We start from the raw sequence: 17,136 nt of genomic DNA, 5'->3' as shown, positions 1-17,136 counted from the left end.
CCGGCCGGTACTTGAATAACAGCGTCCGGGTTCCCCCGGGCGCTGTTTGTCTTGAAAGATTCGAAGTCAAAGCCCCGCTTCGCGGGATTAATTTGTGCCGGGCTCAGCTCATCAGTACAGCTTCGTATCCGGCGTATATCCTTCAATATTATCCTTCACGCGCTGCAGGAACCGTCCGCTGATGACGCCGTCGAGAATGCGGTGATCCAGTGACAGGCAGATATTGGCCATCGAACGGACAGCAATCATATCATTGATGACGACCGGCTTTTTGACAATGGATTCGAAGGTCAGAATCGCCGCCTGCGGATAGTTGATGATCGGATAGGACAGAATTGAGCCGAATGAGCCGGTATTGTTGACGGTAAACGTACCGCCCTGCATGTCGTCCAGACGCAGCTTGCCTTCGCGTGTCTTCTGCGCCAGCTCGTCGATCTCGCGGGCCAGTCCGGCGACGTTTTTCTGATCGGCTTTTTTGATCACCGGCGTCATTACGGAATCCTCGGTGCCGACGGCAAGCGAGATGTTGATGTCGCGTTTGACGATGATTTTGTCAACGGCCCAGACCGAGTTCATGATCGGGTAATCCTTGATTGCGCTGACGACCGCCTTCATCAGGAAGGCCAGGTAAGTCAGATTAATCCCTTCCTTGCGCTTGAACTCATCCTTCAGCTTGTTGCGCAGCACGACAAGATTGGTTACATCGACCTCAATCATCGTCCAGGCATGCGGAATTTCGGAGACGCTCTGGCGCATTCGGGTAGCGATCGTATTACGGATCGGCGTCACGTCAATCAGATATTCCGAGCTGCTGCCCCGGCCGCCTTCCACCTCGATCGTCGGAATCTTCGGCGATTCGCTGAGATGCAGGCCGGATTGGCGCACCGGCTGCAGCTCGTCGCGGACCTCTGCCTGGATGGCCTGCACCACAGGCTGCTGCAGCGGCTCGGGAGCTGCTGACGCGTAGGCGGCGGAGCCAGCTGGCGCGGATGCTGCAGAGCTGGCTGCGGAGCCGGGATGTGCTGGCACGGATGATACAGAGTTGGCTGCGGAGCCGGGATGTGCTGGCGCGGATGCTGCAGAGCTGGCGGCAGAGCTTGGATGTGCTGGTGCGGATGCTGCAGAGCCGGCTGCGCCGCTCTCCAGGAACGCGAGCACATCCTTGCGTGTGATGCGTCCGCCCAGGCCGGTGCCCGGCACGGCCGCGAGGTTGATGCCGTGCTCGGCGGCCAGCGTCTGCACGGCCGGAGAGTAACGCGAACGCATCGGAGCGTCCGCGTCCACAGCCGCCGGCACCGGCGGCCTGCTGGCTGCCGCATGCGGGGCAGCCGGGGTTGATGCCGCCGCTGACGGGGCGGCAGGGGCTGTGGCTGCCGCTGGCGGGGCAGCCGGGGACGGTGCTGATCCGGCAGGATCAGCTACAGCGATGCGGGCGATGATCTCGCCCACGCTGACCGTCTGGCCTTCCTCGGCCAGCAGCTCGACCAGCATGCCGTCTACCGTTGCCGGCAGCTCGGCGTTGACCTTATCCGTGATCAGCTCGCAGAGCGGCTCATATTGCTCGATCTGGTCGCCCGGCTGCTTCAGCCATTTCCCGATGGTCGCCGATACCAGCGATTCTGCCAGCTGCGGCATGATTACATCCGTCAGCTTTGTATTGTCAGACATAATGTCACTCCTTAAAGTTTTGTAAGCACAGGCTTCTTGCAGCAGCTTCGGACAAAACTGGCTTCGTAAGCATCCGCTTAGTTTTGTAAGCATAGGCTTCCTGTATCCGCTTCGTACAAAACTGGCTCCGGAAGCACTAAAGTTAAGCTATAACTCGTGCCCAATTATTTAAGTGGAAAAATGACATCTAATTTGCTGGCAAACCGCTGCATCTGCCGGATTAGTTGGATAAACAACACTTAAATCTGCTCAAATGAATGAATTTTGGAAAACGGGCAGAATTAAGTGTCATAAATCCAACTAATCACGGTACAATCGGTAATATCCATTGAATAAGTGTCATAAATCCAACTAATTTAGTTAGCTGCCCGAAGTCCCGTGGTTATTTGCACCGGAGACACGAATCAGATGTTGATTCTGCATTGAGCAGCCACTACACACGTCCGCCCCATTTTACTCCGGCAGCCTATTGTTCGAATATCCGCCTATCGGTTTCATTTCTATACGAGCTTATATTACTCCTGCTACAGAAGCCTCCGCTCCGCAGTTCGGGCCTAGTACTGCGCAAGCCGCAGCATCTCAGCCTTGACCTTTTCCTTGCTCAGCATGAAGAATTTCTCCATCGGCGGAGAAATCGGCATCGCCGGAACGTCGGGTCCGCACAGGCGGAAGATTGGCGCATCCAGCTCGAACAGACAATGCTCCGCGATGATCGCAGCCACCTCGCCGCCAATCCCGCCGGTCTTGTTGTCCTCGTGGACGATCAGCACCTTGCCGGTCTGGCGGGCAGCGGCAATAATCGCTTCACGGTCAAGCGGCTGCAGGGTGCGCAGATCGAGGATATGCGCGCTGATTCCCTGCTCGCGCTCCAGCTCTTCCGCCGCCTGCATCGCAAAATGCAGCGGCAGGCTATACCCGATCACCGTAATATCGCTGCCTTCACGCAGCAGATTTGCTTCCCCGATCGGCACAATATAGTCACCTTCCGGCACATCTTCCTTGATCAGCTTATAGCATTTTTTGTTCTCGAAGAACAGCACCGGATCAGGGTCGCGCACCGCGGCCTTCAGCAGTCCCTTCGCATCCGCCGCCGAATAAGGCGCAACAATCTTCAGCCCCGGAGTGCCGAAGAAAATCGATTCCGGGCACTGGGAATGATACAGTCCGCCGAAAATCCCTCCGCCGATCGGCGCGCGGATCACAACCGGACAGCTCCAGTCATTATTGGAACGGTAGCGGATTTTGGCCGCCTCGCTGATAATCTGGTTCGTGGCCGGCAGCATGAAATCGGAGTACTGCATTTCAGCAATCGGCTTCATGCCGTACATCGCCGCACCGATGGCAACACCGGCAATCGCCGACTCCGCCAGCGGTGTGTCAAGTACACGGTCTGCCCCGAACTGCTCCTGCAGCCCTTTAGTGGTCGTGAAGACGCCTCCCTTGACGCCGACATCCTCACCCAGCACGAATACCGACTCATCGCGCTCCATCTCTTCTTTCATTGCCAGCCGGATCGCATCAATATATTCCATCATCGCCATGACTCATGCTCCTCCCTTGACGCCGGATTCATCGTATACATGCAGCAGCGTATCTTCCGGTTTCGGGTACGGTGCATTTTCGGCGTAGCTGATTGCCTCTTTCAATTCGAGATTATACTCAGCAGCCAAGTCACTTTCCTGCTCGTCGCTCCACAGGCCCAGCCCGGTCAGGTAGGTACGGAAGGCGGCGATGCCGTCTTTTTTCCAATTCTCCTCAACTTCTTCCTTGGTCCGGTACGCCATATCATTATCTGAAGTGGAATGCGGCGACAGGCGGTACATCATCGCTTCGATCAGTGTAGGCCCTTCTCCGGCAAGCGCGCGCTCCCGTGCTTCCTTCACCACGCGGTAGACCTCAAGCGGATCATTGCCGTCTACCCGGTAGCCCGGGAAGCCGTAGCCAAGCGCACGGTCACTGACCTTGCCGCCAAGCTGCTTATGAACAGGAACAGAGATGGCGTACTGATTGTTCTGGCAAAAAATGATTACAGGCAGCTTATTCACTCCGGCAAAATTACACGCCTCATGGAAATCCCCCTGGTTACTGGAGCCTTCACCGAACGTGACAAAGGAAACGAACTTTTTCTGCTGCATCTTGGCTGCCAGGGCGATGCCTACAGCATGCGGGACCTGGGTGGTTACCGGACTGGAGCCGGTGACGATACGCAGCCGTTTGCTGCCGAAGTGGCCCGGCATCTGCCGGCCGCCGCTGTTAGGGTCTTCCGCCTTGGCGAACACGGACAGCATCAGCTCACGGGTAGTCATTCCTACTGACAGTACAAATGCATAGTCGCGGTAATACGGCAGGAAATAATCGTTCTCGCGGTCAAGCGCAAATGCCGCAGCAACCTGTGCCGCCTCCTGGCCGATACCGGAGACATGGAAGTTGATCTTGCCTGCGCGCTGCAGCAGCAGACTGCGCTCATCATACTTCCGGCCAAGCTGCATCAATCTGTACATATCGATAACCTGGCCGTCACTGAGTCCAAGCTGCTTATGTCTGTTAACGGTTTCTACAGTACCTTGGGATTCCATATAAGAGGTACCTCCTAAAAGTTTTGTAAGCATAGTTTTATAACAATATATGCCCTGATCTTAAAACCAGGTACTAAATCCTCTTCCAGTTCATTATAATCCCTTTCCTGCCAAAAAGAAACGCCCAAACATCCCTGTAAAGCGGTGAATTAACATGGGAGCTGACCCGGACTCTGTGCAGGTTCCCCGTACAAACTAATACAGCCGGTATGAAGCTGATTACGCGCATCACGCATCTTCAGCTCCGTCCGGCATATATTAAGGGCCCTGCATCCTTTAATTAGAATCCGATTGCTCTTCCATCAACCGCCAGCATCGCCTCGCCGATGATCTCCGACAGCGTAGGATGGGCATGAATGGACTCGCTGACCTCCCACGGTGTAGCATCCAGCACCTGTGCCAGCGCAGCTTCACCAATCAGGTCTGTCACATGCGGACCAATCATCTGCACGCCGAGAATATCTCCGCTCTTGGCATCTGCGACCACTTTAACGAAACCGTCCTTCATACCATAGACGATCGCTTTGCCGATAGCGGAGAACGGGAACTTCCCGGTCACCGTCTCATGTCCGAGCGCCTTCGCTTCTCTTTCGGTATACCCTGTACTGGCTACCTCCGGCCGTGTATAGACACAGCGGGGAACAAGATGGGTATGGTACGGATGAAGCGCTTCACCTGCCAGATGATTGACCGCCCGGATCCCCTCGTGGCTGGCGGCATGGGCCAGCTGCAATCCGCCGATGCAGTCGCCAATGGCATAAATATGCGGCTCTCCGGTCTGCATGTTGGCATTCACTTCGATAATCCCTTTATCGAAGCGGATATCGGTATTTTCCAGTCCAATATTCTCTATATTCGCCACACGTCCTACAGAAACAAGCAGCTTATCCGCCGCCAGGCTCTCGCTCTGCCCGCCCTTACGGGCTTCGATGGTGACGCCAGAATCCGTAATCACACAGGTCTCAGCGTCAACTGTTGCTCCAGTTAACACTTTTACTCCGCGTTTCTTGAGCAGGCGCAGCAGTTCACGGGCAATCTCTTCATCCTCCTGCGGCAGCAGCTGGCCAGCAGCCTCTACAACCGTTACCTCCACGCCAAAATCAGCCAGCATCGAGGCCCACTCTACTCCGATGACTCCGCCGCCGACAATAATGATCGATGCCGGAAGCTCTTCAAGCGCCAGTGCCTCTTCACTGCTCAGAATGGATTTCCCGTCCGGTACGAGACCCGGCAGAACACGCGGGCGTGATCCGGTTGCGACGATCAGATTGCCCGAAACCACAGTCTCCATCTCGCCGTCCTCCAGCTCCACAGCCACTGCCCCGCTGCGCGGAGAGAAGATCGAAGGACCGATGATCCGTCCTTTGCCCTTTACAACCTGAATTTTATTCTTCTTCATCAGATACTGCACACCCTGGTGCAGCTGCTCTACGACCGCTTCCTTGCGTCCCTGTACTTTGGGAAAAACCAGCTGTACGCCGGCAGTCTCTATACCGTAGCTTTCGCTTTCCTTGATTTCAGCATATACCTCGGCGCTGCGCAGGAGCGATTTGCTCGGGATGCAGCCGCGGTGCAGGCAGGTTCCGCCCAGCTTGTCCATTTCTATGATTACGACGGATTTACCCAGCTGCGCAGCGCGGATCGCGGCGACATAACCGCCGGTCCCGCCGCCAAGTATTGCCACGTCACAGTTAATTGTCATGATATGTATCCTCCAGTCATTACTCATAAGTTCCTTATAACCTATTACATTGTACTCTCTTTCGCACCTAATACAAAACTTACAAACGTCATGTATCCATGGACTTTTGCCAGTTAAAGCGTTATCATATGAATGAATTCAAAGTGCTGCGGAGAGGAGCGACGATGATGAAACTGCTCATTTCACGGTTTATTGCCATCCTTATCCTGGTGATTCCCGGCCTGCTCGCCATGAAAGGCTTCCTGATGATGAAGGATGAGCTCTTCAGCTATTTCGCAATGCATGGGGATGACTCCGCTGTGCCGGATTTCGCCTGGCTGCATTTCGGCGGCGGCTTATTGCTGTTCCTGGCAGGCATGAGCTTCCTCGGCGGCTGGATTCTGACCCGCGACCGCAAGAAGAACTATGTAGGACCGCGCTTCAAGGAGAAGCAGCAGGCCCAGCAGCCTCCCGCAACCGAAGCCGAGGCATTGCCTTAAACTACAGTGTCTGACAATTAACAGGGGTGCCTCAGGCCATAGTGTTACGGCTGCTGAGACACCCCTATTTATTATAATTCATGCCGCACAGCTTCCATTATCTTCAGCCCTACTGCGCAGCCCCCCGGCCGCCCTGCACCAGTTCACGATACAAGCCGCCTGCCCGGAGCAGCTCCTCATGCGAGCCCTGCTGGATCAGCCGGCCGCCTTCAAGCACCAGGATGCGGTCGGCAGCACGGATTGTGCCGAGCCGGTGGGCAATCACGAAGCTTGTCCGCCCGCGCATCAGCGCCTGCAGCCCCTCCTGAATCTTGATCTCGGTCACAGTGTCAATACTGCTCGTCGCTTCATCCAGCACCAGCATAGACGGGTTTGCCAGAATGGCCCGGGCAATGGCAAGCAGCTGCTTCTGCCCCTGGCTGATACCGCTGCCGTCTACAGACAGCATCCGGTCATAACCGCCCTGCAGCCTCATGATGAAGGCATGGGCATTAGCCAGCTTGGCAGCCTCCTCCACCTCTTCGTCAGTAGCATCCAGCCGCCCGTAGCGGATATTGTCACGGATCGTTCCTTTAAACAGAAAGGAATCCTGCAGCACGAACGCCATATGACTGCGCAGGCTTTCGCGGGTGACTGTGGAGAGCTCTCTGCCGTCCAGTGTAATGCTTCCCTTGCCCGGATCATAGAAGCGGGAGAGCAGGCCGATCAGCGTAGTTTTGCCCGCACCCGTCGGTCCTACCAGCGCAATCATCTCTCCAGGCTTCGCTTCAAACGAGATATTCTGAAGTGTCTCTTCGCCTCCGTCATAAGAGAACGACACTCCCGAGAATTTCACCGCACCGTCCACCTGCTGCAAGGCAACCGCTTCCCCCTCGTCACGGGCTTCCGTCTCTTCGTCCAGCACCTCGAAGACCCGTTCCGCACCGGCGATAGCCGACAGCAGCGTGTTCCACTGGTTCGCCAGATCATTCAGCGGACGGGTGAATTGCCGGGCATATTCGGCGAAGGCGATAATCACCCCTACCGTTACGAGTCCACGGATTGCAAGCAGCCCTCCTACTCCGGCCACGATGGCAAAGCTCAGATTGTTCAGACCGTTCATCAGCTTAGGAATGAAGCCCGAAATCGATTGTGCCCAATATCCCGACAGCATGATGCGTCTATTGCGTTCTCTGAAGCCGGCAATCACCCGCTCCTCCTGTGAGAAAGCCTTGATAATCCGCTGACCGGACAAGGTTTCTTCAATGTAGCCGTTCAGCTCCCCCATATTGCGCTGCCGCTCCTTAAACAGCGGGCCGGTCCGCCGGGTAATCCAGCGCATGCCCAGCATCATCAGCGGCACGACAATGAAGGTCAGCAGTGTCAGCAGCGGACTGAGCCACAGCATTACACCGACTGTCCCCAGCAGCGTCAGGACACTGGAGAAAATCTGAATCGCCGAGCTGTTCAGCGTCGAGCTGATATTCTCAATATCATTGGTCAGCCGGCTCATAATCTCACCCTGCTGCCTGCGGTTGAAGAACGAGATCGGCAGGCGGTGCAGATGTGCGAACAGATCTGTACGCATCCGGTAAACCGTCTCCTGGGCGATTCCGATCATCCAGATATTCTGCAGCCAGGAGACCAGAGAATTCAGCAGGTAGACACAAGCCAGCACCAGCAGGAAAATGCCCCATGTTCTACCCCCGGCGCCTCCCAGGTAATCGTCCACTGCGCGGCTGATCAGGTAAGGTCCAAGGAGCGACAAGCCTGAGCTTAGCAGAACCATGAACAGCACCAGTACCAGCTTAGCCCTGCGTTCGGCGAGGTAACTCCAGATCCGGCCCAGTGTGCCTGACCAGTTCTTGGCCTGTGCCTTGGGCTTGCGGCTGCCCATGGCACCGAAGATTTTGGCTTTCCCGTGACCTACATCCAGCTTCGGATAGCGGAACGGCTCAATCAGTGCTTTGAACATGCTGCGCCTCCTCTGTCTGCGATTGATAAATTTTGCGGTACAGCAGGGAATGGTCCATCAGTTCGGCATGGGTCCCCCGGGCAATCAGCCGGCCTTCGTCCAGCAGCAGAATAAGATCCGCCGAGGCGGTGGAGCTAATCTTCTGAGTAATCATGAAAGTGGTGCAGGACATGGACTTCAGTTCCGCCAGCAAAAGCCCCTCAGTCACCGCATCAAGCGCACTGGTACTGTCATCCAGAATCAGAACCGCCGGCCTGCGCACCAGTGCCCGGGCAATGGTCAGGCGCTGCTTCTGTCCGCCCGACAGGTTAACTCCGCGTTGCCCGAGCTGGGTATCGTAACCCTGCGGCAGTGCAGTCACCGTCGTATGAATCTGGGCGGCGGCTGCCGCCTGCTCAATGTCCGCCTGACTCGCCTGCACGTTCCCCCAGGCGATATTCTCACGGATTGAGCCGGTGAATAGCAGCACCTCCTGCGGCACATATCCAATAGCCCCCCGCAGAGCCTGTATATTCATCTCCGCATGATTTACCCCGTCCACGCGGATAATACCGCTGCCGCATTCGTATAAGCGCGGAATCAGGGCGACCAGCGAGGATTTGCCTGAGCCGGTTGCTCCCATAATAGCCACCCGTTCACCCGTCTGCACGGTGAAGGAGATATCCTCCAGTACCTTAAGCTCACTGCCGGGATAGCTGAAGCTGACCTGCTGGAATTCTATCTTTCCCTGAACAGCCTGTGCTGGCGGATTACCGTTCGCGGTCACTCTGCCCAGCTCTCCCGGGCCTTCGCTTGCCGACATCACTTCAGTAATACGTACCGAAGAAGCCCGGGCGCGCGAGAAGCTCACCATAATCCAGGACAGCGCTGATAACGCTCCCATGGTGCGCAGCGAGTAATTAATGACCGCAACCGTCTGCCCCAGCGTTGCATCCCCAGCGGAAATCTCGATCCGGCCGAACCATAATACAGCCAAGATTCCCGCATTTACGATGATCATAATGAACGGTGTGGAGGTCTCCGTCAGCCGCAGCGCAGTAACCGTTGATTTCATCAGGTCCCCGCTGATGGCAGCAAACCGGCCTATCTCATGGCTCATACGCACGAATACACGAATCAGCCGGATACCCGTCAGATTCTCCTGAATGACACCGTTGACCCCGTCGAGACGGTTCTGCACATTGCGGAACAGCTCCGAGGCACGGCGCATCAGCCAAATCATGAAAATAACCAGAAATGGAAGCGTCACCGTCAGCAGCAGACCCAGCTTGACATGCACCACCAGCGCCATAATGACACTGCCTACCACCACCAGCGGAATGCGGGTCATAAACCGCAGCCCCATGAAGATCGTATCCTGAAGCTGGGACACATCGCCGGTCAGCCGTGTAATAAGAGACGAAGTAGGGAACCGGCTAAACATATCATAAGTGAAGGACTGCACCTTCTCATACAGCTTATCCCGCAGATCGAAGGCAAATCCCTGGCTGGTATGCGATGCAAAAAAGGAGCTGAGCACTCCGGCAAGAAACGCAACAGCCGCGCTCCCCACCAGCACTCCGCCCCACAGCCAGACCACGCCCGTATCTTTTACCCGGATGCCGTTATCGATAATCCTGGCAATCAGCAGCGGCTGGGACAGCTCTACTGCCAGCTCGATCAGCATCATTACCAGCGCGGCTATGGCTGCTACACGATATTTTTTTAGATAAGAAAATGTCAGCTTCATAGAAAATACCCCATTTATTTATTCGTAGAGCGCATCACGCAGGCGGGTTGACATCGCTGAGCCTTGTCCTGTTCTCAGGATGACCCGGCGCAGTGCCTTATTGCTGCGGTTAAGCTCAGTCAGCTCAGCCAGCAGCTCCACCAGCAGCGCTTCTGAATCCGGGCTAAGCCCTCCCTCCGCCTGTAATACGCCCAGCCGTTCCTTATATTGCTCCAATTTGTCTGTCATCTGACTGCCTTCCCTTCTGCTCCAAAGTTTCTCCTGCTGAAAATCACAATTGGGTTCATTATATCACAACCGGACCTGGAAATAGTTAGTGAAGAAAGCCAAGCAGCTGCATGGCAATGTTTTCACTGGCTACCCCGGCCCCGAATATGATACTCTAAGAAGGTCGCATTTTTCGGAATGAATACTATACAAGCTTAGCAGCGAAAGGATAGATGGACGTGGCACAGTTGTTTTTCAAGTATGGGGCAATGAACAGCGGGAAATCGATTGAGATTCTCAAGGTTGCACATAATTACGAGGAGCAGGGGAAATCAGTACTCATCTTCACCCCGTCTCTGGACGACCGTGACGAAGTCGGTTATATTTCCTCCCGGATCGGACTGCGCAAGCAGGCCATCGCTATTGATGAGAATACGGATATCTTCAATATTGTCAGCAGCAATCTGCCGAAGCCCCACTGTGTTCTGATCGACGAGTGCCAGTTCCTGACGAAGGATTGCATTCTTCAGCTTGTGCGGATTGTGGATGAGCTGGGCATCCCGGTCATGGCCTTCGGCCTGAAGAACGACTTCCAGAACAATCTGTTCGAAGGCAGCAAATACATGCTGATCTACGCTGACAAGATTGAGGAAATGAAAACCATCTGCTGGTTCTGTGAGCGGAAAGCGACCATGGCCCTGCGGGTGGAGAACGGCAAGCCGGTCTACAGCGGCAAACAGATCCAGATCGGGGGCAATGAAGCCTATTACCCGGTCTGCCGCAAATGCCACAAGAATCCTCCGTTGTAAACGAAATAAATTTCGCCTGAACGCAAAGAAGCATCCGCCCTGAACGGGCCGGATGCTTCTTTGCTGATGTCCGTTATTCATTGAATGGCCTGAATTGCCCGGTGCTCATCTTCCTTACTGACGTACAGGTCATACTGAATCGTGGCTTTCCCGCCATAACGGGCACGCTGATTCAATGCTTTCATTCCGCCGTTAATCCGGGAACGATGCGGAACTCCCGCTGCCGCCAGGCGTCCCTTAACACGTGCGTATTGTCCTTGATCAAAGGTGGTGTACACTAATATCCGTTCCCGCGGAATGAAAAAATGCCAGATACCTCTGAGCATTTTCATATGCATCCCCTCCTTCCCCACCGCTTCAGCAGCGCGGCTGTTAATGCAAATACCGTTCCTGAAGAATCCGCAGATGATGCAGTTCATGGCCGGTAATAAGGCAGGCCTGTGCCCTGACTGACATCGCTACTCCATTAAACATTCCGGTACGTGTATAGGAATTTTCCGGCAGGCTGTCGAGCAGATCCAAGGTGGATTCGCGGACAATCCGGTAATGCGTAAGCACTTCCTGCAGCGTGAACCGGTCATATTCTGCGGCAGCAGCGTAATCGCTCTCCTCATATCCGGGCAGCTGGGCCTGTTCGCCTCTCGCAAAACATAGCAGACGGTAAGACATAATCCGGTCGTTATCAATGAGATGGCCTATCACCTCTTTGATACTCCACTTCTCAGGCGCATAACGGAAGCTGCCCTGCTCTTCCGTAAGCCCGCCTAGTAATCCCAGAATTCGCTCAGTCTGCTCTCTTAGAATGACCCGCAAATCCCCCTCGGGCGGTACCAGTGAAATGTATCTCGATTGAAATTCGGTGTATTCGTCTTGCGCTGGACGCTGATCCATGGAAAAACTCCTCTCAATATACATTTTTTAAGAATTATTTGCCGGAAAGTGTCAAAACCCGTTGTTGAATTTTATCCTATTATGTATAATACCACCAAGATTAGATATTTTGGTATTTGGGAGTGTAGATATGCTTGATTTTATACTCTTTATAGTTCTATCCATTATTGAAAGCTCCGCATTGTTCTACCTAGGATTTAAGCTTTTCAAGATTGATATTTACTCTAAAGAAATTATTTTTGCAGGTATTATTATGGCTTTTTTTTCCTATACTCTTCGCAACATTTACCAGTTACCAGAGGTAGACATTCTAATACAATACATTCTTATTATTTGCTTTTTGTGGTTACTTTTCCGTATACATATTTTTTATGCATTCATAATGACAGTGATTTCCTATCAGGCCTATCTGTTAGTCCAATCAATGCTCTACTTAGTCATTGACTATTCAGGTATTTATAAGCTTAATTACCCTACCATTAATACAGGAATCTATTTATTGCAGATCCTTACTGCCACTGCCACATTCATCATTAGTAATTATATCAGCAAAAAAAGAAAAGGGTTTGACTTTATCCCGGATAAGCCTGACGCAAAAATAATGATTGGTAAACGGGAGCGTTTTATGTTCATTCTAACATTTCCTTCAATCATTTTTGTCATGCTAATGCTTTTTTTTGCAGAACATCTATTTAAATTTTTCTTCATCATTCCTCTAGTCTATGCATTAATTTTGTTCGGATACCTGTATCAATCAGACAAAAAGAATCGTGGTGACGAATTTGAACAGTTTGGCCCTTAAGATTTCAATTGCCATTAAGAGAATCAATCCAGAGGAAACCGTTTCCATCGAGATTATGAAGTATTCCTTAGGCATAATCTTAAATACCCTTTTAACTTTTATAGTTTCACTGAGCATTGGATTCATATTAGGCAATTTCTTCGATACGCTAATCTTTTATATAAGCCTTTCACTGTTGCGGGTATTTTCAGGAGGCATACATCTGAAGACTGCGGCAGCTTGCAATATCGTTACGATCCTTATTTGCTGCATGACCCCTTATTTATTTCAACTTTCAGATAATCAGCTATTATACGGAACAATTCTTTGCATCATTCTAATGCTTCTATTTGCCCCAAATCCGGATAAGAATACGCAGATACCGAAAAAATGGTACCCCTTGCTGAAATCGATCTCTCTCATTCTAGTTGGCCTAAACTTTTTTATTGGTTCCTCTGTCATCGGGCTGGCTTTTCTAGTCCAGTCCGTTACAATTATACCCTGGAAAAGGAGGTGCTAATAATGAAAAAACAGTTAGCGAAACATGCTTCTTCTGCCCTCAATGTCTCTGCCCGCTTTTTCTCAGCTGTCATGAAATTAGGATTTCACAGTCCAGAAGCTCCAAAAGAATTGCGTAAGTAAATATACAAGGATGGGGACTACATGCGTGTTCTGCTAAACGACGGCTCTTCCCGGAATATTCAGGAAGATGAAATATTGTATTTTTCCAACTTTAAGAATACAATATTCGTCCATACAAAAGAAGGCGAGTTTGTTCTCCCCACCACTCTTTCCGATCTGTTATTAGCTTATAAGGATAACGGATTTGAACGCCTGGACCGCAGTAATGTAGTTAGTCTGAGCAACATCGAACACTATGATTCAGATCGTAAGATTGTTTCATTTCAACATGGAGCTCAATTTGCTCATGTCTCGGAATCGAATGAGCCACGGATAAAAAAGTTCCTGGCCAATCGAAAAAAGAACATGCCTGAATAATTAACTACCACATTATCAAAACAATCCCGGACCTCTGAGGTGCGGGATTGTTTTTGTTTAATAACACTCATTTGTAGTAGTATTATCGATAAACACCAACGAATTATCATCCCATATTACCCAGCTTTTGTAAAGAAGAATTCAGAGGGCGAATGACAGCAGACGGATTAGCTTCCAAATGGTACCATTTGTATATATTCATTTTAATAGATACGTTTCTGATTATCCGCTAGCATACCCGACAACTGATGGAGGAATCCAATGGAATATTTATTTCATCCTTCTCCGCGCCCCTCATCTCTTGAGCTATTGTCTGACGAACAATTAATAAACATCTATGAAGTGGCGCTGGAAGCCGAAGCTTCACCTGATTTTATTGAAATTATCCGGTCTGTACTCGCTGATCGCAAGCTATTAGGTTCAGATCATTATGATGCCTGATTATATTTCATGAAGAACGATTTCGCTACAGTGAAAAAGATATCCATTTCCGGACGTTAAGAAGCCATCCTCCACAATCCATGCGGGGATGGCTTCCTGTTTGTTCATGCATAATGTGCATCCATAGGTGCTACTCGATAAACTCCGTTTTGAATACATTCTCCAGCTTGCCGCCAAGCCGTTTCTTCAGCGGAACCTTAATATCGCGGCCCAGCTCCTTGAAGAAGGTGTCCGCGTCACATTTCACATTTTGTGCCATGGCAATAATAATTCCGTCGCCCACAATGTTCTGGTTCACCTCAAGCGGCACTTCCACTTCAATATCATACTTCTTGGTAAGTGTTCTGATGTATCTCGTAAAGATCTCCATCAGCTCTTCGTTGTTAAAATTCTCAATGGCTGCTTTTCCCTTGCTGGTAAACTTCATATTGACTCTCATGTTTCCTATCCCCTTTTCTGTCTAACCATTTGTAGTTTGTTTATGGATCAAGATGAATAGATGGCTGCAAGAAAGGGCAACATTATTCATTTTTGACAACAGGCTTAGCCGGTCCCCTCTTCACTTATAGACGCCCTTGATCTGCTGCACCTTGAACTGGGTGAATTCCTTCAACGCTTGAATCACCTGATCCTGGCCTTCCTCGTTCAGCTCATTAATGTACTCACGCAGCCATTCACCAAACAGGTAGGCTTGACGGTCTTTATGCGGCTGTTTGCGGAGGCTGTCCAGACTTCCTTCAAATTTGTCGTTCAAAACATCGGTCAGGTTATATTTCTCAATCTTCTCTGTTACCATTCCTGCCCCATATTCCGTTTCATAAACGATCACTTCGTCAGAATTAAAGGAAACATATGACGTTTCTTTGTCTTCCCCGGCCCTGAATTCCTTCAGCTTGTTAAATGCCGTTTCATAGATGTAATCCTGAGACTGATTATGCTGCGGCAGCTTATAACCCTGCTTCAGCGAATTAATGTATTCAATGTCAGGCATATAGTCCGCCAAATGATACATCCGGTTCTTAAGATCTCCACCAAGGGCTTCAATAATCTTGTCCAGGTTATCCTTAAGCGGAATACTCTCTCCCCGTTCAATCTTGCTGAGCTGTGAATAGCTGATGCCGCTCTTCTCTTCAAGCCCTCTTAAGGTTAGACCACGGGCTTTTCTGAAGTGCCGGATGAAATTCCCCAGCTCGTCGGGATAGTTATCGAAATCGTACATAGGAGCCACCTCTACATCTATCATAACACAGGATAACAATTTGTGTTTCATAATAACAATTATTTGTGTAAATTCTTTAGATGTTGCAGCAAGATTCATTAATATTTTTCATACAAACAAGCATATTTTTGGGACTCTAAGCCAGCTAATGTCGTTAATTCCCATAACTGAGAACGCAGCCGAACTCTTTACCTTATTCTCTCAATTCCTATACATTATTATCCGATAATAATCCGTGTACTAATAAAACCCTATCTGGAGGAAATTATCATGTCTTACACCATGGAAGTAAACGTAGCTAAAAATCAGGTCATTGTTAGAGCTTACGGTCTCACCGAAGGTGATGTACCTGGATACATAGCTGATTTCGAAAATGCACTAAAAAAACTGCAGCCGGGTTTCACCGGCGTGACTGATGTTACAGGCTCACCGACCGTGCTCTCCCCGAACGTAGCAGCTATGCTTGCTCCTACCGGCGATCTTGCCGTTGCTGCAGGTGTTGGCGGCTGGGTGTACGTTGCCGATTCCCCGGTCTGGAAAATGCAAATGAAACGGTTGTTTGGTAAATTTGCTGTACATTACCCAACCTATGAAGAAGCAGATGCCTACCTGACTAACTTGTCTAAGCAGTCACTTAACTAAGATCAATTGCAACGCTGCGATCCCCGGCCGTAACTGGCCTGGGATCTTTTTTTATAGCATGAAAAGAAGATAGCCGCTTATCTCCATTCTGACAGCAACCGATATAACTTATATATGGTAATTTATATCTTTCTTAGGAGGTATTCTTGTGTCATCCATTTCTTCAACTTCGTCTCAATTCATTAGTCCCATTTCCTCTGCCAGTCACCAGTTCAAGACCAATTCCCGGGACAAAGAAATTCAGGGTCTGCTCGACCAGAAGTCCAGGCTGAATGAACAGATAGAGACCGTCAGATCCAATGAGAATATGGATAAAAAGCTGAAGCAGGAGCGGGTTCAATCTTTAAAGTCATCGATTCAGGAAATTGATGCCCAAATCGCACAGATTAGAGCCGAGGTAATGCAGGAAAAAATCGAGAACAGCAAAATCGAACAGAAGGAAGCTCCAAAAAAGCAGGCAAATGCAGTTCCTACTACAGACATCAGCGCTGAGTCGATGGGAGCGTTAATCAAAAACAGCACCACGTACGACCAGTTAGGGAAACTTGTACAACTAGGCAAGCGGCTTGAACGTGAAATTAACCCTATCCAAAGCGAGATCAAGACAGAGCGGGACCGTTTGGCCTTTAACCCTACAAATGACGTTGGCAGGCCAATGATGCTGGAGAACGCAGAGCGTGTTGTATTGCAAGGCAAACGGGAGCAAATTCTGGATATTAAGTCCACTGTCCGCGGGATCGACAGCAAGATTGGAGACTTAGTATCGGAACTGAATGAGAGCAGCGAAACATCAGTTAAGACCAAGAATGTTCCAGGTTCACTATCTCCTGCTGAGGAAAAAACTGGGGAAATACATAAATCATCAAAAAATAAAGATCAAAGCGGCTCCGGCGAAACAGCTGCTACAGAAAACACATCTGCTTCAGCATCCGGCTCTCCCTCTGCTTCAGCATCCGGCTCTCCCTCTGCTTCACCGTCGATAGATATTTTAGTGTAGGTAAGAATCTCATTAGGAGAACAAAAAGCACTCCACCTATCA

Annotated in this window: 19 protein-coding genes; 8 read left to right on the top strand and 11 right to left on the bottom strand. The window is 50.9% G+C overall.

Features of this window, described 5'->3' with window-relative positions; genetic code table 11:
• Window positions 1–111 precede the first annotated feature (111 nt).
• From LOS79_RS03655 to lpdA, 4 genes are all read right to left on the bottom strand, one after another.
• Complete coding sequence (locus LOS79_RS03655; RefSeq protein ID WP_315416362.1) at window positions 112–1,668, bottom strand: dihydrolipoamide acetyltransferase family protein; 1,557 nt, start codon at window positions 1,666–1,668, stop codon at window positions 112–114.
• Window positions 1,669–2,222: 554 nt separating this feature from the next.
• Window positions 2,223–3,209 carry an alpha-ketoacid dehydrogenase subunit beta gene (locus LOS79_RS03650; protein WP_315416361.1) on the bottom strand — a complete coding sequence of 329 codons (987 nt, stop codon included), beginning with the start codon at window positions 3,207–3,209 and terminating at the stop codon, window positions 2,223–2,225.
• Window positions 3,210–3,212: 3 nt separating this feature from the next.
• Window positions 3,213–4,244 carry a thiamine pyrophosphate-dependent dehydrogenase E1 component subunit alpha gene (locus LOS79_RS03645; protein WP_315416360.1) on the bottom strand — a complete coding sequence of 344 codons (1,032 nt, stop codon included), beginning with the start codon at window positions 4,242–4,244 and terminating at the stop codon, window positions 3,213–3,215.
• A gap of 280 nt (window positions 4,245–4,524) precedes the next feature.
• Window positions 4,525–5,946 (bottom strand): dihydrolipoyl dehydrogenase, encoded by a 1,422-nt coding sequence (gene lpdA / locus LOS79_RS03640; RefSeq protein ID WP_315416359.1) that lies wholly within the window; start codon window positions 5,944–5,946, stop codon window positions 4,525–4,527.
• A gap of 167 nt (window positions 5,947–6,113) precedes the next feature.
• Here lpdA and LOS79_RS03635 point away from each other — a divergent pair, with 167 nt between their 5' ends.
• A complete protein-coding gene (locus LOS79_RS03635; protein WP_315421962.1) occupies window positions 6,114–6,425 on the top strand; it encodes a DUF2627 domain-containing protein in 312 nt (103 codons plus the stop codon).
• A gap of 109 nt (window positions 6,426–6,534) precedes the next feature.
• Here LOS79_RS03635 and LOS79_RS03630 read toward each other — a convergent pair whose 3' ends face one another.
• From LOS79_RS03630 to LOS79_RS03620, 3 genes are read right to left on the bottom strand one after another with little or no spacing between them, the layout of a single operon-like run.
• A complete protein-coding gene (locus LOS79_RS03630) occupies window positions 6,535–8,379 on the bottom strand; it encodes an ABC transporter ATP-binding protein (RefSeq protein WP_315416358.1) in 1,845 nt (614 codons plus the stop codon).
• Window positions 8,360–10,108 carry an ABC transporter ATP-binding protein gene (locus LOS79_RS03625; RefSeq protein ID WP_315416357.1) on the bottom strand — a complete coding sequence of 583 codons (1,749 nt, stop codon included), beginning with the start codon at window positions 10,106–10,108 and terminating at the stop codon, window positions 8,360–8,362. Before LOS79_RS03625 ends, LOS79_RS03630 begins: the two co-directional genes overlap by 20 nt.
• 18 nt (window positions 10,109–10,126) lie before the next feature.
• Window positions 10,127–10,336, bottom strand: coding sequence for a hypothetical protein (locus tag LOS79_RS03620; protein WP_315416356.1), 210 nt, complete (start codon window positions 10,334–10,336; stop codon window positions 10,127–10,129).
• A 218-nt stretch (window positions 10,337–10,554) separates the two neighbouring features.
• On the opposite strand from LOS79_RS03620, the gene LOS79_RS03615 reads away from it, so the two are divergent.
• Window positions 10,555–11,124, top strand: coding sequence for a thymidine kinase (locus LOS79_RS03615; RefSeq protein ID WP_315416355.1), 570 nt, complete (start codon window positions 10,555–10,557; stop codon window positions 11,122–11,124).
• A 77-nt stretch (window positions 11,125–11,201) separates the two neighbouring features.
• On the opposite strand, the gene LOS79_RS03610 is transcribed toward LOS79_RS03615, so the two are convergent.
• Window positions 11,202–11,456: a hypothetical protein gene (locus LOS79_RS03610; RefSeq protein WP_315416354.1), complete on the bottom strand. Its 255-nt coding sequence runs from the start codon at window positions 11,454–11,456 to the stop codon at window positions 11,202–11,204.
• Between the two features lie 40 nt (window positions 11,457–11,496).
• On the bottom strand, window positions 11,497–12,015 hold the full coding sequence (locus LOS79_RS03605; protein WP_315416352.1) for a DinB family protein: 519 nt from the start codon (window positions 12,013–12,015) through the stop codon (window positions 11,497–11,499).
• Window positions 12,016–12,145: 130 nt separating this feature from the next.
• Between LOS79_RS03605 and LOS79_RS03600 the strand changes: the two genes are divergently transcribed.
• From LOS79_RS03600 to sda, 4 genes are all read left to right on the top strand, one after another.
• Window positions 12,146–12,817, top strand: a complete 672-nt coding sequence (locus tag LOS79_RS03600) for a hypothetical protein (protein ID WP_315416351.1) — start codon at window positions 12,146–12,148, stop codon at window positions 12,815–12,817.
• Window positions 12,786–13,316: an accessory gene regulator ArgB-like protein gene (locus LOS79_RS33025; RefSeq protein WP_397386730.1), complete on the top strand. Its 531-nt coding sequence runs from the start codon at window positions 12,786–12,788 to the stop codon at window positions 13,314–13,316. Before LOS79_RS03600 ends, LOS79_RS33025 begins: the two co-directional genes overlap by 32 nt.
• 143 nt (window positions 13,317–13,459) lie before the next feature.
• Window positions 13,460–13,795, top strand: coding sequence for a LytTR family DNA-binding domain-containing protein (locus LOS79_RS03595; RefSeq protein WP_315416350.1), 336 nt, complete (start codon window positions 13,460–13,462; stop codon window positions 13,793–13,795).
• 261 nt (window positions 13,796–14,056) lie between these two features.
• On the top strand, window positions 14,057–14,236 hold the full coding sequence (gene sda / locus LOS79_RS03590) for a sporulation histidine kinase inhibitor Sda (RefSeq protein ID WP_315416349.1): 180 nt from the start codon (window positions 14,057–14,059) through the stop codon (window positions 14,234–14,236).
• Window positions 14,237–14,366: 130 nt separating this feature from the next.
• On the opposite strand, the gene LOS79_RS03585 is transcribed toward sda, so the two are convergent.
• Window positions 14,367–14,675, bottom strand: a complete 309-nt coding sequence (locus LOS79_RS03585) for a hypothetical protein (RefSeq protein WP_315416348.1) — start codon at window positions 14,673–14,675, stop codon at window positions 14,367–14,369.
• A gap of 120 nt (window positions 14,676–14,795) precedes the next feature.
• Window positions 14,796–15,479 carry a helix-turn-helix domain-containing protein gene (locus LOS79_RS03580; RefSeq protein WP_315416347.1) on the bottom strand — a complete coding sequence of 228 codons (684 nt, stop codon included), beginning with the start codon at window positions 15,477–15,479 and terminating at the stop codon, window positions 14,796–14,798.
• 246 nt (window positions 15,480–15,725) lie between these two features.
• On the opposite strand from LOS79_RS03580, the gene LOS79_RS03575 reads away from it, so the two are divergent.
• Window positions 15,726–16,097, top strand: a complete 372-nt coding sequence (locus tag LOS79_RS03575) for a hypothetical protein (RefSeq protein WP_315416345.1) — start codon at window positions 15,726–15,728, stop codon at window positions 16,095–16,097.
• 148 nt (window positions 16,098–16,245) lie between these two features.
• Window positions 16,246–17,094 carry a FlxA-like family protein gene (locus LOS79_RS03570; protein WP_315416343.1) on the top strand — a complete coding sequence of 283 codons (849 nt, stop codon included), beginning with the start codon at window positions 16,246–16,248 and terminating at the stop codon, window positions 17,092–17,094.
• Window positions 17,095–17,136: the final 42 nt, after the last annotated feature.

The organism is Paenibacillus sp. MMS20-IR301, from assembly GCF_032302195.1.
Classification (GTDB): domain Bacteria; phylum Bacillota; class Bacilli; order Paenibacillales; family Paenibacillaceae; genus Paenibacillus_AQ.
The sequence above is the reverse complement of the archived record's forward strand: the minus strand, read 5'-3'. Positions and strand labels throughout refer to the sequence as shown.